The 21164-nt window shown below is 69.3% G+C and carries 20 protein-coding genes; 19 read left to right on the top strand and 1 reads right to left on the bottom strand.

Annotated elements, in window-relative coordinates; all coding sequences use genetic code 11:
- The first annotated feature begins 149 nt into the window (after positions 1-149).
- The 11 genes from dnaK (at position 150) to purQ (ending at position 10760) form a co-directional block, all read left to right on the top strand.
- Complete coding sequence (dnaK, locus tag MK177_04050; protein ID MCH2426487.1) at positions 150-1982, top strand: molecular chaperone DnaK; 1833 nt, start codon at positions 150-152, stop codon at positions 1980-1982.
- The gene (locus tag MK177_04045) at positions 1979-2572 is read left to right on the top strand and encodes a nucleotide exchange factor GrpE (protein MCH2426486.1); all 594 of its coding nucleotides are present in this window, start codon (positions 1979-1981) and stop codon (positions 2570-2572) included. The genes dnaK and MK177_04045 overlap by 4 nt, the downstream gene beginning before the upstream one ends.
- A 22-nt stretch (positions 2573-2594) precedes the next feature.
- Positions 2595-3695: a molecular chaperone DnaJ gene (dnaJ, locus tag MK177_04040; GenBank protein MCH2426485.1), complete on the top strand. Its 1101-nt coding sequence runs from the start codon at positions 2595-2597 to the stop codon at positions 3693-3695.
- Complete coding sequence (locus MK177_04035; protein ID MCH2426484.1) at positions 3695-4108, top strand: helix-turn-helix transcriptional regulator; 414 nt, start codon at positions 3695-3697, stop codon at positions 4106-4108. Before dnaJ ends, MK177_04035 begins: the two co-directional genes overlap by 1 nt.
- Positions 4109-4402: 294 nt before the next feature.
- A complete protein-coding gene (locus tag MK177_04030; protein MCH2426483.1) occupies positions 4403-5683 on the top strand; it encodes an adenylosuccinate synthase in 1281 nt (426 codons plus the stop codon).
- Between the two features lie 29 nt (positions 5684-5712).
- Positions 5713-6942 carry a phosphoribosylamine--glycine ligase gene (gene purD, locus MK177_04025; protein MCH2426482.1) on the top strand — a complete coding sequence of 410 codons (1230 nt, stop codon included), beginning with the start codon at positions 5713-5715 and terminating at the stop codon, positions 6940-6942.
- A 35-nt stretch (positions 6943-6977) separates the two neighbouring features.
- The gene (gene purE / locus MK177_04020) at positions 6978-7433 is read left to right on the top strand and encodes a 5-(carboxyamino)imidazole ribonucleotide mutase (GenBank protein MCH2426481.1); all 456 of its coding nucleotides are present in this window, start codon (positions 6978-6980) and stop codon (positions 7431-7433) included.
- Between the two features lie 35 nt (positions 7434-7468).
- Positions 7469-8884: an adenylosuccinate lyase gene (gene purB / locus MK177_04015; GenBank protein ID MCH2426480.1), complete on the top strand. Its 1416-nt coding sequence runs from the start codon at positions 7469-7471 to the stop codon at positions 8882-8884.
- Positions 8885-8909: 25 nt separating this feature from the next.
- Positions 8910-9809 (top strand): phosphoribosylaminoimidazolesuccinocarboxamide synthase, encoded by a 900-nt coding sequence (locus MK177_04010; GenBank protein MCH2426479.1) that lies wholly within the window; start codon positions 8910-8912, stop codon positions 9807-9809.
- Between the two features lie 25 nt (positions 9810-9834).
- On the top strand, positions 9835-10098 hold the full coding sequence (gene purS / locus MK177_04005; GenBank protein ID MCH2426478.1) for a phosphoribosylformylglycinamidine synthase subunit PurS: 264 nt from the start codon (positions 9835-9837) through the stop codon (positions 10096-10098).
- On the top strand, positions 10098-10760 hold the full coding sequence (gene purQ / locus MK177_04000; protein ID MCH2426477.1) for a phosphoribosylformylglycinamidine synthase subunit PurQ: 663 nt from the start codon (positions 10098-10100) through the stop codon (positions 10758-10760). The genes purS and purQ overlap by 1 nt, the downstream gene beginning before the upstream one ends.
- Before the next feature lie 35 nt (positions 10761-10795).
- On the opposite strand, the gene MK177_03995 is transcribed toward purQ, so the two are convergent.
- Complete coding sequence (locus MK177_03995; protein ID MCH2426476.1) at positions 10796-11167, bottom strand: hypothetical protein; 372 nt, start codon at positions 11165-11167, stop codon at positions 10796-10798.
- A gap of 229 nt (positions 11168-11396) precedes the next feature.
- On the opposite strand from MK177_03995, the gene purL reads away from it, so the two are divergent.
- From purL to MK177_03955, 8 genes are all read left to right on the top strand, one after another.
- On the top strand, positions 11397-13595 hold the full coding sequence (gene purL, locus MK177_03990; protein MCH2426475.1) for a phosphoribosylformylglycinamidine synthase subunit PurL: 2199 nt from the start codon (positions 11397-11399) through the stop codon (positions 13593-13595).
- Entirely contained in the window at positions 13592-15154 is a 1563-nt protein-coding gene (gene purF / locus MK177_03985) for an amidophosphoribosyltransferase (GenBank protein MCH2426474.1), read from the top strand. Before purL ends, purF begins: the two co-directional genes overlap by 4 nt.
- 5 nt (positions 15155-15159) lie before the next feature.
- Positions 15160-16239, top strand: a complete 1080-nt coding sequence (gene purM / locus MK177_03980; protein ID MCH2426473.1) for a phosphoribosylformylglycinamidine cyclo-ligase — start codon at positions 15160-15162, stop codon at positions 16237-16239.
- Entirely contained in the window at positions 16236-16808 is a 573-nt protein-coding gene (gene pyrE, locus MK177_03975) for an orotate phosphoribosyltransferase (GenBank protein ID MCH2426472.1), read from the top strand. The genes purM and pyrE overlap by 4 nt, the downstream gene beginning before the upstream one ends.
- Before the next feature lie 333 nt (positions 16809-17141).
- Complete coding sequence (locus MK177_03970; protein MCH2426471.1) at positions 17142-18278, top strand: NADP-dependent malic enzyme; 1137 nt, start codon at positions 17142-17144, stop codon at positions 18276-18278.
- 34 nt (positions 18279-18312) lie between these two features.
- Positions 18313-19035: an HAD family hydrolase gene (locus MK177_03965; protein MCH2426470.1), complete on the top strand. Its 723-nt coding sequence runs from the start codon at positions 18313-18315 to the stop codon at positions 19033-19035.
- A gap of 50 nt (positions 19036-19085) precedes the next feature.
- Positions 19086-20360, top strand: coding sequence for an LLM class flavin-dependent oxidoreductase (locus MK177_03960; GenBank protein ID MCH2426469.1), 1275 nt, complete (start codon positions 19086-19088; stop codon positions 20358-20360).
- Positions 20357-21160, top strand: coding sequence for a hypothetical protein (locus tag MK177_03955; protein ID MCH2426468.1), 804 nt, complete (start codon positions 20357-20359; stop codon positions 21158-21160). Before MK177_03960 ends, MK177_03955 begins: the two co-directional genes overlap by 4 nt.
- The last annotated feature ends 4 nt before the right edge of the window (positions 21161-21164 follow it).

The following is a 21164-nucleotide window of genomic DNA, read 5'->3' as shown; positions in this document are numbered from 1 at the left end:
AGAGTGGTAGTATATACAAAGGGTGGAGTTGCTGTAGGCAGTCCCTATCCTGCTCCGTCGGCCCGGGATCCCTCCCCCTCCTCTCGGGTCCGACGGGGCGAATCCTCCGTACAGATCTCTCAGCAGACAGAGAAGAAGGAGTCAGAACCATGAGCAAGGCCGTGGGCATCGACCTCGGAACCACCAACTCGGTGGTATCCGTCCTCGAGGGTGGCGACCCCGTCGTGATCGCCAACGCCGAGGGTTCCCGCACCACCCCGTCGGTGGTCGCGTTCGCCAAGGACGGCGAGGTCCTGGTCGGCGAGGTGGCCAAGCGACAGGCCATCACCAACCCCGACCGAACCATCCGGTCGGTGAAGCGCCAGATGGGAACCGGCTGGAAGCAGGGCGTCGACGGCAAGGACTACACCGCCCAGGAGATCTCGGCTCGCACCCTCCAGAAGCTCAAGCGGGATGCCGAGGCCTACCTCGGGACCACCGTCGACCAGGCCGTCATCACCGTGCCGGCCTACTTCGACGACGCCCAGCGCACCGCCACCAAGGAGGCGGGACAGATCGCCGGCCTCGAGGTGCTCCGCATCATCAACGAGCCGACGGCGGCAGCCCTGGCCTACGGCCTCGACAAGGACGGCACCGAACAGACCATCCTCGTCTTCGACCTGGGTGGCGGCACGTTCGACGTGTCGGTGCTGGAGATCGGTGACGGCGTCTTCGAGGTGAAGGCCACGCACGGCGACACCCATCTGGGTGGTGACGACTGGGACCAGGCGGTCATCGACTGGCTGGTCACGTCGTTCAAGAACGACCACGGTGTGGACCTGGGCTCCGATGCCATGGCAGCCCAGCGGCTGAAGGAGGCCGCCGAGAAGGCCAAGATCGAGCTCTCGCAGGTCCAGCAGACCCAGATCAACCTGCCGTTCGTGACGGCGACCGACTCCGGGCCGCTTCACCTCGACTACACGCTCAGCCGGGCGAAGTTCCAGGAGCTCACCACAGACCTGCTGGATCGCTGCCGGAAGCCGTTCGAGATGGCCGTGAAGGACGCGGGCCTCACCAGGGGAGAGGTAGACCACGTCATCCTCGTGGGCGGTTCCACCCGGATGCCCGCCGTCGTGGATCTGGCCAAGGAGATCGCAGGCCGGGATCCCTCCAAGAACGTCAACCCGGACGAGGTGGTGGCCATCGGCGCAGCGGTCCAGGCCGGCGTGCTGGTCGGCGAGGTCAAGGACGTGCTCCTCCTCGACGTGACGCCGCTCTCGCTCGGTATCGAGACCAAGGGTGGGGTGATGACCAGGCTCATCGAGCGCAACACCACCATCCCCATCCAGCGTTCCGAGGTGTTTACCACGGCGGAGGACAGCCAGCCGTCGGTCGAGATCCACGTCCTGCAGGGCGAGCGGGAGATGTCGCAGTTCAACAAGACCCTCGGCAAGTTCCAGCTGATCAACCTGCCGCCCGCCCCGCGGGGTACCCCGCAGATCGAGGTCACCTTCGACATCGACGCCAACGGCATCGTCCACGTGGCGGCCAAGGACAGGGCGACGAACAACGAGCAGTCGATGACCATCACCGGCCAGTCGTCGCTCGACAAGGACGTCATCGACCAGATGGTCCGCGATGCCGAGGCCCACGCAGACGAGGACCGGGTCCGTCGCGAGCAGGCCGAGGTCCGCAACAAGGCCGACAACCTCGTGTACCAGACGGCGAAGCTCCTGGCCGACCAGGGCGAGCAGCTCACCGACGACGAGCGGTCCAGCGTCGAGGAGAAGCTGGCCGCGCTCAGTACCACCCTCGAGGGAGACGACATCGAGGCGATCGCGGATGCCACCGACACCCTCATGACGGCCAGCCAGGAGTTCGGCCAGCGCCTCTACGAGGCGGCCCAGGCCGAGGCGGCCTCCGCTGGGGCCTCCGCTGGGGCCTCGGATGGATCGGGGTCCGACGAGGACGTGGTGGATGCCGAGATCGTCAACGAGTCGTGAGCGACCTGACTCCTGACGACATGTCTCAGCCGTCGTCAGGGCCGGAGGCCGACGACCCGTCGACAGACGTCTCCGGTCCGTCGTCCTCCGTCCCGGTCGATCCAGATCCCACGATCGCCGAAGTCGACGCAACGGTCATCGACGACCTGGAAGGCGATCCTGTGTTGGATCTGATGGGTGTTCTGGAGGCGGAGAGGGACTCGTACCTGGCCGACCTGCAGCGGGTGTCGGCCGAGTTCGCCAACTTCCGGAAGCAGGCCGAGAAGCGGAGCATCGAGGTCGGGGCCCGGGCTCGGGGCGCCCTGGCCGAGCGCCTCCTGCCGGTGCTCGACGCCTGTGACCTGGCCATCGAGCACGGTGCCGACGGCGTCGTGCCGATCCGAAGCTCGCTGGTCCACGCCCTCGAGCCGGCCGGGCTGGAGGTCCTGGATCCGATGGACCAGCCGTTCGACCCGACCCGACACGAGGCCGTACTCCACGAACCGGCTGAGGCCGGCGACGACGGGCAGGTGGTGGTCGAGGTACTCCGTCGTGGGTATGCCTGGGCAGGCCGGGTGCTCAGGCCCGCCATGGTGAAGGTCCGGGGCTGACCCGGCGGAGCCGGAGGCGACGATGACCGCCCAGCGCGAGTGGTTCGAGAAGGACTACTACGCCACGCTCGGCGTGCAGAAGGGTGCGTCGGCCAAGGACGTGACGAAGGCCTACCGGAAGTTGGCCCGAAAGCTGCACCCCGACGCCAACCCGGGCGACGAAGCGGCCGAGTCCCGGTTCAAGGAGGTCTCGGCTGCCTATGACGTCCTCGGCGACGAGGCTAGACGGGCCGAGTACGACCAGGTCCGGGCGATGGGTCCCATGGCCGGTGGCATGCCGGGTGGCGGATTTCCGGGGGGTGGCTTTCCGGGCGGTGGTGGCTTCGACCTGGGCGACCTGTTCGGCGGGCTGTTCGGGGGAGGGGGCCACGGCGCTCCGCGTGGTCGTCGAGGCGCCGACCTGGAGACCCGCCTGACGCTGTCGTTCATCGAAGCGGTTCACGGTGTCACCACCTCGGTCCACCTGGTCAGCGACGCCGCATGCTCCACCTGTTCGGGCAGTGGCGCCCGCCCGGGGACCCGTCCCACGAGCTGCGATGCCTGTGGCGGCCGGGGCGTCCGGGCCGACGACCAGGGCCCGTTCTCGTTCAGTCGGCCCTGCGATGCCTGTGGCGGACGTGGCCACCGCATCGAAGATCCCTGTGGGACGTGCCGGGGCTCGGGCGCTGAACGGCGCCCCCGCGAGGTCCGGGTTCGGATTCCGGCCGGAGTCGACGACGAACAGCGCATCCGGCTGAAGGGACGGGGCGAACCGGGTCGCGGTGGACCTGATGGAGACCTGTTCGTGGTGGTGGCCGTCGAACCCCATAGGCGGTTCGGACGCCGTGGCCGGAACCTCACCGTGGCCGTGCCCATCAGCTTCCCCGAGGCGGTGATGGGCGCCGAGATCCCTGTGCCCACCCTCGAGGGAGAGACGGTCACCCTCAGGGTCCCGGCCGGAACGCGCAGTGGCCAAACCTTCCGGGTCAGGAAGCGGGGTGTCCCGGCCGGACAGGGCACCGGCGACCTGCTGGTGACCGTGGAGGTCCACGTGCCGACCGATCCCAGCGACGCCGAACAGGCCGCCATCGAGACCCTCGACGGGGTCACCGACGGCAGTCCCCGTGACAGGCTGGCAGACTGATGACCGATGCAGGGAGCCCGCTGATGCCGCACTCTCGCCCCGGACCCGACCAGGCCGTCTACGTCATCTCGGTGGCCGCAGAGTTGGCCGGCATGCATCCGCAGACCCTCCGCATCTACGAGCGGCGGGGTCTCGTCGACCCGGCACGAACCAGCGGTGGCAACCGTCGCTACAGCGAGGCCGACGTCGTCCTGCTGCTCCGCATCTCCCAACTCACCGCCGAAGGCCTGAACCTGGCGGGGGTCAAGCGGGTCCTGGCCCTCGAGGCCGAGGTGGCCAGGCTGGAGGCGGAGTTGGAGGTTGCCCATTCCGACGGCAGCCGGGCGGTGGCCGACGTGCACCGCCAGTACCGCCGGGACCTGGTCCCGGTGAAGCAGAGCATCACCCTTTACCGGGGCCGTCGGACGCGCTGACCAGGGCGGGTCATGGTTCGCTGACCTGCCGGTTCTCATCGGTTCCCGGAACGGCGGGACGGCACCCGAGTGGTGGTGGGAACCGGTTCCAGTCCACAGCGGAAGCCCTATCCCCGTAGGGGATACAGGGTTTTCCACAGGAGGCTGGGGAAACCGTGGGTGTTGCGTGGGAACCGCTCAGGATCCAGCCACGTCGCCCCGTCACGGTTGTCCGCGGGTGCGGAATGCACTTCAAGGCCGCCCGTTCCGACCGATAGGCTCGGCCCGTAAGGGACCCGATCCAGGAGAGGTGCCGTGCCCGCGACCGTCATCGTCGGGACGCAGTGGGGTGACGAGGGCAAGGGCAGGTTCACCGACCTCGTGGCCGGCGAGGTGTCGATGGTCGTCCGCTACCAGGGCGGCCACAACGCCGGCCACCGGATCGTCGTAGACGGCGAGGCGTTCGCCCTCCAACTTGTACCCAGTGGCGTCCTCTACCCCCACGTCACGCCTGTCATCGGCAACGGCGTGGTCGTCGACCCACGCGTCCTCCTCGCCGAGATGGACATGCTCGAGGTCCGGGGCGTGGCAACCGACCGGCTCCGGGTGAGCGGCAACGCCCACCTGATCCTCCCGTACCACCAGGAACTGGACGCGCTCCACGAACGCCACCTGGGCAAGAACAGGCTCGGGACCACCAAGCGGGGCATCGGGCCGGCCTATGCAGATCGGGCCATGCGGGTGGGCATCCGGGTCCAGGACCTCCTCGACGAGAAGATCTTCCGACAGAAGCTCGGTGCCGCCCTTGAACACACCAACAAGGTGCTCACACGCGTGTTCAACCGACTCCCGGTCGATGCCGACGAGGTGGCCGAGGAGTACCTGGGTACCTGCGCCCCGCGGCTCATCCCCCACATCACCGACGCCGTCGGCCTGGTCCACGACGAGTTGGACGCCGGAGGCAGGATCCTCATGGAGGGCGCCCAGGCGACCTTCCTGGACCTGGACCACGGCACCTATCCGTTCGTGACGTCGTCCAACCCGGTTGCCGGCGGCGCTTGCACCGGTGCCGGCATCGGTCCCCGGGATGTCGACAGGGTCATAGGCATCGCCAAGGCCTACGTGACGCGTGTGGGAGCAGGGCCGTTCCCCACCGAGCTGTTCGACGAGGTGGGTGACCACCTCGTGGACGTCGGCCATGAGTACGGGACCAACACCGGGCGTCGTCGGCGCCCGGGCTGGCTGGATGCCGTCATGCTCCGCTACGCCGTCCGGGTCAACTCGTTGTCCGAGCTGGCCATCGCCAAGTTGGACGTCCTCGACCAGCTGGAGACGATCAGGGTCTGCGTGGCCTACGAGGCCGACGGTGAGCGCCACGAACAGCTGCCCTACCACCAGTCGGTGCTCCACCGCGCCAAGCCGGTCTACGAGGAGTTCACCGGTTGGGGCGTAGACCTCTCCGGCGTCACCAAACGGTCGCAACTACCGGCCGAGGCCGAGGCCTACCTCACGTTCGTGGAGCAGCAGGTCGGCGTGCCCATCGGCATGGTCGGTGTCGGACCAGACCGCCACCAGGTCCTCCGGTTCGCCGGCTGATCGCGGCGTACAGGGGACGGGCCGATCCGATGAGGGTGTGCGTCGTTGGTTCGGGTGGCCGCGAGCACGCCCTGGCCCACGTGCTGGGTCGCCACCACGATGTCGTGGTAACCCCGGGCAATCCCGGGATCCCAGGTTCGGTCCCCACCCCGCCAGAGGAGCTGGACTCCGACCTGACGGTGATCGGGCCCGAGGCCCCGCTGGTCGACGGTCTTGCCGACCGGTTGCGGTCCGCAGGTCGCCTCGTCTTCGGACCGGGCGCCGACGGCGCCCGCCTGGAGGGTTCCAAGGCATGGATGAAGGACGTGCTGGTCGACGCGGGCGTGGCCACCGCCGTCCACGGCGCCTTCGACGACGAGGCTGGTGCCCTCGCCTTCCTGGACACCATGGGCGACCTGTTCGTGGTCAAGACCGACGGCCTGGCCGCCGGCAAGGGCGTGCTGGTCACCACCGAGCGGGCTGAAGCCATCGACGCCGTCCGGTCCTACCTCTCGGGTGATGCCTTCGGCGACGCCGGTAGGACGCTCGTGATCGAAGAGGGGCTCACCGGGCCCGAGCTCTCGGTCCTGGCCGTATGCGACGGATCGACAGCCGTGGCGCTCGCCCCGGCTCAGGACTTCAAGCGCAGCGGCGACGGTGACGTCGGCCCCAACACCGGCGGCATGGGGGCGTACTCCCCGGTGCCGGCGGCAACCGGTTCCGTTGTCGACGCCCTCATGGCCGATGCCGTGGAGCCGACGCTCGCCGCGCTGCGCTATCGGGGAATCGACTACCGGGGGGTCCTCTACTGCGGGCTCATGTTCACCCCGACCGGTCCCAAGGTTCTGGAGTACAACGTGCGCTTCGGCGATCCAGAGACCCAGGTCGTACTGCCGCGGCTGACCAGCGACCTGGGCGACCTGCTGGCCGCGGCGGCGGCCGGCCGGCTCGACGGGACGCCGACGTTCGACGCCGGCGCAGCCGTGGCCGTGGTCTGCGCCTCGGAGGGCTACCCGACATCGCCCAGGACCGGCGATCGGATCGACGGGCTGGACGCGGCGTCGGCCGTCGACGGGGTCACCGTGTTCGCCGCGGGCGTGGGTGCCGGACCGGACGGCTGCCTGGTCACCGCCGGAGGCCGTGTGCTCACGGTGACCGGTCAGGGTCCTAGCGTCGACGAGGCCCGCCGACTGGCCTACGCCGCGGTGGCCGAGCTCTCGTGGCCCGGACTCCGGTGCCGGACCGACATCGCCGCCACGCCCACATGTCCCGGCGAGTAGAACACAACACTGAGGAAACAGATCAGGAGACACCGATGGCGTACAAGGTGGCGGTCCTCATGGGATCGCCCAACGACGGCGACAAGATGGCCCCGGCCGCGGAGACGCTCGAGCGCTACGGCATCGAGGCCGACGTACGGGTCATGTCGGCCCACCGCAGTCCGGCCCAGGTGGCCGAGTTCGTGGCCGGTGCCCGTGATGCCGGGTACTCGGTGATCATCTGCGGCGCGGGCATGGCTGCCCACCTGGCCGGTGCGGCAGCCGCCCATACCACCCTGCCAGTCATCGGGGTGCCGCTCTCGGGTGGTGCCATCAACGGTTGGGACTCCCTGCTCGCCACCGTCCAGATGCCCAGGGGCATTCCGGTGGCCACAGTGGCCGTCGACGGGGCCATGAACGCCGCACTCCTGGCAGTCCAGATGCTGGCCGTACACGACCCGGCGCTGGTCGATGCCCTGGAGGCCCACCGCTCCGAGATGGTGACGCGCTGACCGGCGGGCCCGGTCAACGCAGGGAACCGACATCAATGGAGAACGTCCTCGCCTCCCGGTACGCCAGCCGACCCATGGTGGACCTGTGGTCGCCCGAGGCCAAGGTGGTCATGGAGCGCGAACTCTGGATCGCCGTCATGGAGGCCCAACGGGAGCTCGGCGTCGAGATTCCCGACGGGGTGATCACTGACCACCGCGCTGTGGTCGACCAGGTCGACCTGGACTCGATACGCGAACGGGAGCGTGTCACCCGCCACGACGTGAAGGCCCGCATCGAGGAGTTCTGCGCCCTTGCCGGACATGAGCACGTCCACAAGGGCATGACGTCGCGGGACCTGACTGAGAACGTCGAACAACTTCAGGTCCGTCGCAGCCTGGATCTGGTGCTGGACCGCACCGTGGCCGCCCTGGCCCGGCTGGCCCGGCTGGCCGTCGAACACGAGGGCCTGGCCATGGCCGGCCGCAGCCACAACGTGGCCGCCCAGGTGACCACCCTCGGCAAGCGGTTCGCCACCGCCGCCGAGGAACTCCTGTCGGCCCATCGCAGGGTGTCGGACCTGTTGGCCTCCTATCCGCTGCGCGGCCTGAAGGGTCCGGTCGGCACCCAGCAGGACCAGCTCGACCTGCTGGACGGCGACGTGGCCGCCGTCGACAGCCTGGAGCGGCTGGTTGCCGACCACCTCGGTTTCGAGCGGGTGCTCGACTCGGTCGGGCAGGTGTACCCGCGGTCGCTGGACTTCGACGTGGTGTCGGCCCTGGCCCAGACCGCGGGGGGTCCAGCCAACCTGGCCCGCACCATCCGCCTGATGGCCGGCAACGAGTTGGCCACCGAGGGTTTCCGGCCCGGACAGGTTGGCTCGTCGGCCATGCCCCACAAGATGAACGCGCGGTCCTGCGAGCGGATCAACGGCCTCGCCATCGTGCTACGGGGCCACCTGGCCATGGTCGGTGGTCTGGTCGGCGACCAGTGGAACGAGGGCGACGTGAGCTGCTCGGTGGTACGCCGGGTGGCGCTGCCGGATGCCTTCCTGGCCATCGACGGCCTCTTCCAGACCTTTCTCACCGTGCTCGACGAGTTCGGCGTCTACCCGGCCGTCGTGGAGCGCGAGCTTCGGCGGTACCTGCCCTTCCTGGCAACCACCCGGGTGCTTGTCGCCGCCGTGCAGGCGGGGATGGGCCGCGAAGAGGCCCATGAGGTGATCAAGGGCCACGCGGTGGCCGCTGCGTTGGCACTGCGGGTCGACGGCGCGTCCGAGACCGACCTGCTCGACCGCCTCGCCGCCGACGGTCGCCTGCCTCTGGACCGGGTCACCCTCGACGCCGTGGTCGAAGACCCGTCGGCGTTCGCCGGCAACGCCCCGGCGCAGGTGGCGGCCGTCGTAGAACGGATCGCCGTGGTGGTGGCCGCCCGCCCGTGGGCCGCGGCATACGATCCCGAACCGATCCTCTGATCCACGACCGCACCCTGGAGTCCCGATGAGCCCGACGGTCGACCTTCCGCTCCTGCACTCGGGCAAGGTCCGCGACGTCTATGACGCAGGCGACGGCCGCCTCCTGATGGTCACGTCGGATCGCATCTCGGCATTCGACGTGGTCATGGACGAGCCGATCCGCGACAAGGGCCGGGTGCTCACCGCCATGACGGCCTTCTGGTTCGAGCAGTTCGCCGACCTGGTGGATGGACACCTGATCTCCACCGACGTGGGCGACCTGGACGATGTCCTGGGAGGCCCGGCACCTGACGATCTGGTCGGCCGGGCCATGCTCTGCCACAGGGCCGAGATGCTTCCGATCGAGTGCATAGTCCGGGGCTACATCACCGGATCGGCATGGAAGGAGTACCGGACGTCCGGCACCATGCATGGCAGCCCGATGCCGGCGGGCCTCCTGGAGGCCGGCCGCCTGCCCGACCCCGTCTGCCCCCCGTCGACCACGGCCGACGAGGGACATGATGCCAACATCTCGTATGCCGAGGCCGTCGACCTGGTCGGTGGCGAGGTCGCCGCCCGGGCCCGGGAGGCGTCAATTGCCTGCTACAGGTGGGGTGCCGGGTGGGCGGCCGAGCGGGGCATCGTCATCGCCGACACGAAGTTCGAGTTCGGGCTGGTCGACGGCCGCCTGGTGCTGGCCGACGAGGTGCTCACCCCGGACTCGTCGCGGTTCTGGCCGGCCGATGCCTGGGTTCCCGGGTCCACCCCGCCGTCGTTCGACAAGCAGCCGGTCCGCGACTACCTGGACGGGCTGGACTGGGACAAGCAGCCCCCCGCCCCGCCCCTACCGGACGAGGTGGTATCGGCCACCTCGTCACGGTACGTGGATGCCTATGAACGCATCACTGGCCGGTCGTTCGGCGACTGGCCCGGAGTCGGCGGCTGACCGGGAACTGGAGCAGGAGGCGACAATGGAATTCGACGTGCTGGTGGACGTGCGGCTGCGGGGAGGCATCGCCGACCCGGCTGGGGCCACGATCGAGCGGGCGCTGCCGGCCCTCGGCTACGACGGGGTCAGCGGTGTCACCGTGGGCAAGACGGTGAGGTTCACCATCGAGGCCACCGGTATCGCAGAGGCCACGGCCCGTGCCGAGGATCTCTGTGCCTCGTTCCTCATCAACCCCGTGATCGAGGACGCGTCGGTGGCGGTCTCGCCCGCGGACCCGGTCGGCTGATGGCCACCACCGTCGGAGTCGTGGTCTTCCCCGGCACCAACTGCGAGATGGACGCTGTGGTCGCCGTGGAACGCCTGGGTGGCGACGGCCGGATGCTCTGGCACGCCGATGACGACCTCGGTGGGGTGGACGCGGTGATCGTCCCCGGTGGCTTCGCCCACGGCGACTACCTGCGTCCGGGTGCCATCGCCCGCTTCTCTCCGATGATGGGCGCCGTGGCCCGGTTCGCCGCCGATGGCGGGCCGGTGGTCGGCATCTGCAACGGCTTCCAGGTGTTGACCGAGGCCGGGCTGCTACCGGGCGCGCTGCAGAAGAACACGGGACTCAGGTTCCTCTGCCAGCCGACGATGCTACGGGTGGCGACCTCGGCGTCGGTCCTGACCAGCCGGGCGTCGGTGGGCACCGAGTTGTCGGTGCCGATCAACCACTTCGAGGGCAACTACACCTGCGACTCCGAGACGCTCGCCCAACTCAGGGACGAGGACCGGATCGTCCTGCGCTATGTGGACAACCCGAACGGGTCGGTCGACGACATAGCCGGCGTCTGCAGTGAGGGCCGCAACGTGGTCGGGCTGATGCCCCACCCGGAGCGGGCCTGCGACGAGTTGCTGGGCAGCGCCGATGGAGCGGTGCTCATCGGTTCGCTGCTGGACGCCGCCTGAGGCCGCCAGGCCCCTGCCCCGAGCGGGCCGGAGGGTCAGGTGTTGCGGCGGATGCCGGCCGACTTGAGAGTCGTCGACGACACGCCGACCTCCCTCCAGGCGGCGTAGGAGATGCCCCGACGGCCGCCGTAGGCCGCAGCGTGGGTGGCGAACCCTGCCTCCAGCGCAGACAGGTCGACCGACTCGGCCTGCTGGAGGGCCTCCAGGTCGGTTTCCAGGTTGATGCGTTGCTGGATGAGGCCGAGCCGCTTGGTGACCGAGGCACCCTCCATCTCGCCTTCCAGCACGGCGAGTTGCCGTTCCACGCTCTCAGGGGTGCGCTTGCGGCCGCGCCGGGGGGCGTTCTGCTCCAGCGCCTTGAGGTAGTCGCGGACCGCTGCGACCTCTGTCTTCTCGGTTTCGGTCATCTTCGTACGCGCCATAGGAATCGCTTTCTTGGTGAAAATTAATTGGTATAAGGGGCAGTTTGACCCCGACGGAAATTGAGGATATAGCAATTCATTCAGAGACTGAAACGTGTTCTACTGCTGTGACCTTTCGCCCTACGACGCCGTTCACGGACTGGGGAAGGACGGTGCTGGACGTCACCGGGGAGGCGGGACCGGAGGGTATCCGGCGACGAGTACGGTGCCCGACGTGAGCCAGCCACTCCACCGCGCCCTCGGACTCACCGACGACGAGGCCGCGAGGATCGACAGGATCCTGGGACGACCGGCAAACGGCCTCGAGCTGGCCATGTACTCGGTCATGTGGTCCGAGCACTGCTCCTACAAGAGCAGCCGCACCCACCTCGGGCGCCTCCCCACGGAGGCCCCGTGGGTCCTGGTCGGGCCCGGTGAGAACGCTGGCGTGGTGGATGTGGGCGACGGCATAGCCGCGGCCATCCGCATCGAGTCCCACAACCACCCGTCGGCCATAGAGCCGTACCAGGGTGCCGCAACCGGCGTGGGTGGCATCCTCCGCGACATCTTCACCATGGGCGCACGCCCGATCGCCCTTATGGATCCACTGCGCTTCGGACCGCTCGACGATCCTCGCAGCCGGTGGATTGCCGAGGGCGTGGTGTCCGGCGTGTCGGGCTACGGCAACGCCGTCGGGGTGCCGACGGTCGGTGGCGAGGTGGTCTTCGACCGCACCTACAAGGGCAACCCGCTGGTGAACGTGCTGTGCCTCGGGGTGCTTCCCACCGAGCGCCTGGTGCTCGGCCGGGCATCTGGCGTCGGCAACCTGGCCGTGCTGCTGGGTTCCAGCACCGGCCGGGACGGCATCGGCGGGGTCAGCGTTCTGGCCTCGGCCGGCTTCTCCGAGGACGACGACGGCGACAAGCGGCCCAGCGTCCAGGTCGGCGACCCGTACGAGGAGAAGCGCCTAATCGAGGCGTGCCTCCAGTTGCTCGACGAGGGGCTGGTTGTCGGCATCCAGGACCTGGGTGGCGCCGGGCTGACGTGTGCCACCAGCGAGACGGCGTCGCGCGGCGGGGTCGGCATGGACGTGGACGTGTCGGCCGTGCCCCGACGGGAGCCGGGGATGGAGGCCCACGAGGTCATGACCAGCGAATCCCAGGAGCGGATGCTGGCCATCGTGGAGCCCGACGGCCTCGACCGGGTGATGGCCATCTGCGAGAGGTGGGAGGTCCGGGCCGCAGTCATCGGCCGGGTCACCGACTGCGGCTCGTTGCGCATCCTGGACGGCTTCGACGGCGAGGTGCTGGCCGACATGCCGGCCGCCTCCCTCCACGAGGACGCACCCCTGTACGACCGTCCCTGCTCCGCACCGGAGGCACCCACGGGCCCATCGGGCGAAGACCTGGAGGCACCGGAGGATGCGGGTCTCGACCTGTTGGACCTGCTGGTGGATCCGGCCTGGGTCTACCGGCAGTACGACCACCAGCTGTTCCTGAACACGGTGGTGGGTCCGGGCGACGATGCCGCGGTGCTGAAGCTCCGGCACCCCACCACCGGCGTCGAGACCGGTCGGGGCCTGGCCATGACCACCGACGGCAACCACCGCTGGTGTGCCGTCGACCCCCGCGGTGGTACGGCCCGGGTGGTCGCCGAGTCGCTGATGAACCTGGCCTGCGTTGGGGCCCGACCGTTGGCCGTCGTGAACTGCCTCAACTTCGGCAATCCCGAGCACCCCGAGGTGATGTGGCAACTCTCGGAGGCCGTGGACGGCATTGCCGAGGCCTGTGTCGCCTTCGGGGTCCCGGTTGTCGGTGGCAACGTCAGCCTCTACAACGAGTCGGCGGGCGCCGACATTGATCCCACGCCCGTCATCGGCCTCCTTGGCATGGTCGACGACCTGGACCGGCGACCTCCCGGGGCCACCCTCGTCGATGGGCACCGCCTGGTTCTGCTCGGGCCGTCCGACGTCTCGTTGAGCGGATCGCTGTGGGGAGCGGCCCGGGACGCCCGGGGCGGGCACCTGGCGCCGCTTGACCTGGAGCTCCACCGCAGCGTCGTCCACCTCGTGAGGGCGCTGGTCGTCTCCGGCCAGGTGGACGGGGTGCACGACGTCTCGGCCGGGGGCCTGGGCGTCGCCGTCGCCGAGATGGTGGCCCGGTCCGGCGGCGGTGCCCACCTGGCCCGGATCGCCGACCACCGGGCCCTGTTCGGAGAGGGCCCGAGCCGCGTAGTGGTGGTCGTGGACCCCGAACGCCTGACCGAGGTCCTGGCCGCCGCCGAGGCCGGCGGGGTGCCCACCACCCGCATAGGCCTGGCCACCGGTGACCGCCTCATCGTGAAGGGCCTGTTGGATCTGGCGGTGGACGCCGTGGTGGCCGCCCACGCCGGTCGGCTCCCTGCGGCATTGGGCGCAGGGACAACGAACCGATGATCCTTCCGGCGACCGATCCCGTTGTCGCCGGGGTACGTCCGGACGATGACACACCGAAGGAGGCATGCGGCGTCTTCGGCCTCTACGCCCCGGGTCTGCCGGTCGCCCACCTGACCTACCTCGGCCTGTACGCCCTGCAGCACCGCGGCCAGGAGTCGGCCGGCATGGCGGTCAGCGACTGCGGGGCCCTTACCGTTGTCAAGGACATGGGCCTGGTCTCCAACGTCTTCGGCGACCGCACGCTGGCTGCACTCACCGGCGACCTGGCCATCGGCCAGACCCGCTACTCGACCACCGGATCCAGTACCTGGCGCAACGCCCAGCCGGTTTACCGGGGGGTCGACCACTTCGAATTCGCCCTCGGCCACAACGGCAACCTGATCAACACCGAGCAGCTGGCCGCCGATGCCGGGATGCTGCCCGGCACCGTCACCTCGGACAGCGACCTGGTGGCCGAGCTCCTGGCTGCGGAGTTGGCAGCGCGGGGCGGGATGGATCCTGGTGAGGCCTTCGACGAGGCACTGATCGAGGTTCTGCCGCGCCTGCGGGGGGCCTTCACCCTGGTGCTGGCCGACAACGAGCGGATCGTCGGGGTACGCGATCCGAACGGCTTCCGGCCCCTCTGCCTCGGGCGCCTGGAGGGCGGCTGGGTCCTGGCATCGGAGTCGCCGGCCCTGGACGTGATCGGCGCCCACATGGTCAGGGAGCTGGAGCCGGGCGAGGTGGTGGTGATCGACCAGAGCGGCTGTCGCTCGATTCGACCCTTCGACGACGACGTCGTGGACCCCAGGCTGTGCCTGTTCGAGTTCGTCTACTTCGCCCGTCCGGACGCCGTCCTGTACGGGCAGAGCGTCCACCATGCCCGGGTGCGAATGGGCGAGATGCTGGCGGCCCAGGCCCCGGTCGAGGCCGACCTGGTGATGGGTGTGCCGGAGTCCGGTATGCCTGCCGCCGAGGGCTACGCCCGGGCCAGCGGGATCGCCTACGGCCAGGGGCTGGTCAAGAACCGGTACATAGGCCGCACGTTCATCGCCCCGACGCAGGCACTGCGTTCGGCCGCCGTCCGCATGAAGCTGAACCCGCTGCGTGACAGCACCGAGGGCCAGCGCCTCGTGGTGGTGGACGACTCGATCGTCCGGGGGACCACGACACGTGCCATGGTTCGGATGCTGCGCGCCGCGGGTGCCACCGAGGTGCACATGCGGGTCTCGTCACCGCCCTACCGCTGGCCGTGCTTCTACGGGATGGACACCGGGGCCCGCAGCGAGTTGCTGGCCGCCAACCTGACCGTGGACGAGATCCGCGAGTACCTGGAGGTGGACAGCCTCACCTACCTGACGCTGGAGCACCTCCTTGAGGCCACCGGGGCGGTCGGTGCCGGCTTCTGCGACGCCTGCCTGACCGGCACGTATCCGATCGAGATCCCGGTCAACCTGTCCAAGGGCGTCCTGGAGGTCGGCGAGGGGCCGCCTCCAGAGCGGGCCATGCCGGTGCGCGATGGCGACCCGGACATGGAGATGCCAACCGATGCCGCCAACCGCCTGTTCGGGAGGGGTTGATCAGCGTGTCCGACGAGAAGGGCACCGCCGAGGTGGGCTACCTGGCGGCCGGTGTCGACATCGATGCCGGAGCCGAGGCTGTCCGCCGGATCGGCCCCCTCGTGAGGTCCACCTACCGCCCTGAGGTGGTGGGCGACCTCGGCGGCTTCGGAGGGCTGTTCGATCTGGCGCGGTCGGGCTACAGCGACCCGCTCCTGGTGTCGGCAACCGACGGGGTGGGGACCAAGGCGGAGATCGCCCGCCTGACCGGTCGCCTGGACACCATCGGTCGCGACCTCGTCGCCATGTGCGTCGACGACCTGGTCTGCTCCGGAGCGGCACCCCTGTTCTTCCTGGACTACCTGGCGGTCGGCCACCTGGATCCCGATGCCGTCGAGCAGTTGGTGGCAGGCATCGCCGCCGGCTGTTCGGAGGCCGGTTGCGCCCTGATCGGCGGTGAGATGGCCGAGCATCCGGGCGTGATGGCGGCCGACCAGTTCGACCTGGTGGGGTTCGCCGTCGGAGCCGTGGAGCGTGCCGACGTGATGGACGGCTCGGCCACCTCGGCGGGTGACCTGCTGGTGGCCCTGGACAGCCCGAACCTGCGATCCAACGGCTTCTCCCTCGCACGCCACCTGGTCTTCGAGGTGGCCGGCCGGTTGCTGGACGACCCCGCATGGGCCGGGGCCGACACCACGCTGGCCGACGAGCTGCTGGCCCCCAGCGTCATCTATGCACCGGCCGTGGTGGCCGTCCTGGCCGCCCACGAGGTCCACGCGGTGGCACACGTGACCGGTGGTGGCCTACCCGGCAACCTGCCACGGGTGCTGGGCGACACGGTCGATGCCGTCGTCGACCCCACGGCCTGGGAGGTGCCCCGGATCTTCCGGGAGTTGCAGGACATGGGTGGCGTCAGTGACGGGGAGATGGCCAGGGTGTTCAACCTGGGCGTGGGCATGGTGCTGGCCGTGCCGCGGGCCGAGGCCGATGGGGTGGTGGCCACCCTGGCAGACAACGACCGCCGGGCCCGGGTGATCGGCGAGCTGGCGGCCGGCACCGGCGCCGTGGTGTACCGGGAGTCCGGCGGAGGGGAGGCGGGGCCGTGACGAACACACGGGATGCCCTGGTTGCACACCTGATGGAACACTCCATAAGGACCGGGGAGTTCACGCTGAAGTCCGGTCGGACGAGCTCGTGGTTCTGCGACGCCAAGCAGACGGCCTGTCGGCCCGACGGCATCCTGCTGGTCGCCGACGCAGCCCTGGAGGCCATCGCCACCCTCGAGGACGAGGCTGGCCCGATCACCGCCATCGGCGGCCTGACAGCGGGCGCCGACCCGGTGGCGTTTGGGATCGCAGCGGTGGCCGCCACCCGCGGCCGCCACCTGCGGTCGTTCAGCATCCGCAAGGAGTCCAAGGGCCACGGCGTCGAGGGTCGCCTGGCCGGCGCCCTTCGACCCGGCGACCGGGTCGTGGTGTGCGAAGACACCGTCACCCGCGGCGTCTCCCCGCTGGAGGCCGCCGCTGTGGTCCGTGACCTGGGTGCTGATCCGGTTGCGGTACTTGCGATCGTGGATCGGGGAGGGACGTGCGGTGAGGCTGCCGCCGAGGCCGGCATGTCCTTCCTTCCCCTGGTGACCGCTCCGGACCTCGGCTTCCCGTACGAAGGGCCCTGAACCGGGTCGGCGACAGGGGTCGATTCCGGTGGCATGGCCACGTTGAACCACTCCTAGGCTCGGCTGATGCCATTTCTTCCCACGGCCGCCTACTCCATCCACCTGCAGGTGGCGCTGGACAACGTCCCCAACACCCTCGGTCGCCTCGCCACCTCGATCGGGGAGGCCGGCGCCAACATCTTGTCCATGGGCGGTTTCGACGTTCGGGGGGACCTGCTGGTCAACGACGTGGTCGTGAACTGTCGCGACGAGGAGCACGCGGCGACGGTGGTGGCCGCCGTCAGGGAACTCTCGGGAGTCGAGCTCCTGCACTGGCACGACCGCACCTTCGACATGCACGAGGGCGGCAAGATCGAGGTGGTCTCCCTCGCCGAAGTGAACGACCGGCACGACCTGTCGATGGCCTATACGCCCGGGGTGGCCCGCGTCTGCATGGCGATCCACGAGAACCCGGCCCGGTCCCACGACCTGACCATCAGGAAGAACACCGTCGCCGTCGTGACTGACGGGACCGCCGTGCTGGGCCTCGGCGACATCGGTCCGACGGCCGCCATGCCGGTCATGGAGGGCAAGGCGCTCCTGTTCAAGGAGTTCGCCGGGGTGGATGCCTTCCCGATCTGCCTGGACGTGGATGATCCGCAGGAGATCATCGACACGGTGATCCGCATCGCGCCGACGTTCGGAGGCATCAACCTCGAGGACATAGCCGCACCGGCTGCCTTCCAGGTGGAAGAGGCGCTCCGCGAGGCCCTGGACATCCCGGTCTTCCACGACGACCAGCATGGAACGGCGGTGGTGGTGCTCGCCGCCCTCTGGAACTCCTGCCGGCTGACCGGGCGCGACATCGGGGACCTGTCGGTGGTGATAGCCGGGATGGGAGCGGCCGGCGTGGCCGTCGGCAGGATCCTCCTGGATGCGGGGGTGGGTGGGATCGTCGGGGTGGACCGGTCGGGCGCCGTCTACTCGGGTCGTGACAACCTGAACCCGGCCAAGACCTGGTTCGCGGAGCACACCAACGCGGAGAGGAAGATGGGCGCCCTCGCCGACATCCTCGTCGGTGCCGACGTGTTCATCGGCCTCAGCGGACCGGGCCTGATCGACGCAGCCGACCTGCGAACCATGAACCCCGAGCCGATCGTGTTCGCCATGGCCAACCCGGAACCGGAGATCCGCCCTGAGGAGGCCGACGGGCTGGCCGCCGTGATGGCCACCGGCCGGAGCGACTACCCGAACCAGATCAACAACGTGCTGGCCTTCCCGGGAATCTTCCGGGGGGCACTGGACGTAGGTGCCACCGACATCACCGAGAACATGAAGTTGGCGGCGGCCAGGGCCATCGCCGATTCGGTGCCCGAGGTCGACCTGGCCTCTACCTTCGTGGTGCCGTCGGTGTTCGACAAGACGGTGCCGTACCGCGTGGCCGAGGCCGTCTCGGCCGCTGCGGTGGCCGACGGCGTCTGTCGCTCATGATCTGCACCCCCTGACGGGCCTGACGCAGTTCGAGATGGCGCCTCTCCGTGCGGTCACCTTCGACCTCTGGAACACGTTGCTGACGAGTGCTCCGGGTGGCCTGGAGATCCGACGTCGGTACTGGCAGGAGGTCATCGACAGGCGGAACCTGGACGTTCCGCCAGACCTCCTGGGGGGAGTCCTGTCGATTCTGCCTGATCGGTTCGAGACCGAGTGGCGGGCCGGTAGGCACTACGGCCCGGAGCGTGCTCTCGAGGAGTCCTTCACTGCCTTCGGTGATCGAGTCGACGCCGAGGACCGGCAGGCCCTCATCGAGGCATTCGATCTTGCGTCGTACCACCTGCAGGTGATGCCGGTGCCCGACGCGGCGGACGTCCTGTCCGCCGTGGCGGATACCGGCATCACCATCGGCATCGTGTCGGACACGAACCTGGCGGTAGGGAGGCACCTGAGGACATACCTCGACCACCACGGCATCCTCGAGCACGTCTCCTTCGCCGCCTTCTCCGACGAGGTCGGCGTCTACAAGCCCGACCCGGCGATCTTCGCCGCAGCGATGTCGGGGCTCGGCGTCACCGATCCCTTAACCGTGGCCCACGTTGGCGACCTGAAGCGGACCGACGTGGCCGGTGCCCGGGCCGTGGGCATGGCGACGGTGCGGTTCCGAGGGGTGGTCGACGATCCCGACGGTGGCGACGAGGCCGACCACGTCATAGACCGTCTGGTCGACCTGCCGGCCGTGCTGGACCTGGGCTGATCCCGGGGCCGGGTTGGTTCTGGGCGGGTGAACGGGGAGAGGATCGTGAAGTGAAGGCCCTGTGGTTCCACCTGATGCCCTACCCGGAACTCCCGGAGGGGTTCCGTGACGACCACCGGTCGGTGTGGGTCGACATCGATCCGGCCCTCTACGACCCAGCGGTCGGCCATAGGGCGTACAACGACTACCTCGACGAGTTGGAACACGCGGCAACGTGTGGCTTCGACGGGGTTTGCGTGAACGAGCACCACGCCAATGCGTACGGCCTGATGCCCAGCCCGAACCTCATGGCATCGGCCCTGGCCCGCTCGACCGAGGACGCCGCAATCGTCGTCATGGGCACCTCCCTGGCCCTCTACAACCCGCCGATCCGGGTGGCCGAGGAGTTGGCCATGATCGACGGCCTGTCCGGAGGGCGTCTGGTGGCCGGGTTCCCGGTCGGCACGCCCATGGACACCTGCTTCGCCTACGGGATGAACCCCGCCACCCTGCGGGAGAGGTACCACGAGGCCCATGACCTGGTCATTCGGGCCTGGACCGCTGACGAGCCGTTCGCCTTCAACGGGACGTACACGAAGTTGCGGTACGTGAACTCGTGGCCGAGGCCGGTACAGGACCCCCACCCTCCCGTCTGGATTCCCGGTGGCGGCTCGGTGGAGACCTGGGAGTGGTGTGCCCAGATGGGCTACGTGTACTCGTACCTCTCGTACTTCGGGTACAAGGCGGGGCAGGCCACCATGAAGGGCTTCTGGGACCGCATGGCCGCCTTGGGACACGAACCGAATCCGTTCCAGGCCGGATTCATCCAGTTCGTGGGGGTGGCAGACAGCGAGGCCGAGGCCCGGCGCCTCTACCGGGGACCGGCGGAGTACTTCTTCAACCGATGCCTGCACCTCTACCCGCCGTTCGCCGATCCGCCGGGCTACCGGACAGAGGCCACGGTCCGGGCCGGGGTGGAGGGCATGGTCAAGCAGGCGGCCGACAGGGTGAAGGCCGCCTCCGGGCCCTCGAAGTCCGGGTCCTCCGGGGGCCTGTCGTTCGACGAGATGGTCGATCGGGGCTATGTGGTCATCGGTACGCCGACCTCGGTCGCCGAACAGCTCACCGAGGTGGCCACCAGCCTCAACGTGGGCAACCTCATGCTGCTCTGCCAGTTCGGGAACATGGACCGCGACCTGACCAGGTTCAACACGGAGCTGATGGCCCGGGAGGTCCTGCCGGAGATCCGGGACCTGTTCGCAGACGAGTGGGAGCACCGGTGGTGGATCCGCCCGATGGAGGCCGACGAGAGCGGGTCACCGACACCGCCGGGGATGGCCTGGTGATAGACCCGGGGATGGACGTCGACCGGCGCGAGGTCCACGTGGCCGGTGGGCAGGTGGCGGTGTTCGAGCTCGGGTCGGGCCCGGCGCTGGGGGTCCTGCACGGCATGGCAGGCCTGGACGGACCCACGGCCGCCATGGTTGACCTGGCTACCGACCATCGGGTGATCGCCCCGTGCCTCCCCGGGTTCGGTCCCACCGCGGATGATCCGTCACTGCGTTCGATCCACGACTGGGTTGTGGCCCTCTCGGAGATCGTCGACGCCGTGGGCATTACCGGAGCCCCGTGGTTGGCCTCTTCGACCTCGGCCATGCTGGCCCTGGAGTTGGCCGCCATCCGGCCCGAGGCCTTCGCCTCCCTGGTGGCCGTGGCCCCGACGGGGCTCTGGGATGACGATGACCCCGGCGCCGACCTGTACTCCTACCCCCTGGGCGCCCAGGCCCGCCTACTGGCCAATGACGTCGGGGCACTCGGGCTGCTGGCGGCCGATCCGGACGGGTTGGGCGGCGACGACCTGATCGAGGTTGGGGTGTCGCGCTACATAAGACGCCGGACCGCGGCCTCGCTGGTCTGGCCCCTGCCCGACCATGGCCTGGCCGGCCGACTCCACCGGGTGTCGGCGCCGGTCACCCTGGTCTGGGGCGCCGACGACCGCCTGGTACCACCGTCCTACGGGGTGCGCTTCGCCGGCCTCCTTCCGGAGGCGACCCTCGTTCCGCCCATCGCCGGTGCCTCCCACCTGGCGGAACTGGATGCCCCGGCCGAGGTGGCCGGCCTCGTGCGGGAGGCCACCCGTGCGTGATGGC

Source organism: Acidimicrobiales bacterium (genome assembly GCA_022452145.1).
Taxonomy (GTDB): Bacteria; Actinomycetota; Acidimicrobiia; order Acidimicrobiales; family MedAcidi-G1; genus UBA9410.
The sequence above is the reverse complement of the archived record's forward strand: the minus strand, read 5'-3'. Positions and strand labels throughout refer to the sequence as shown.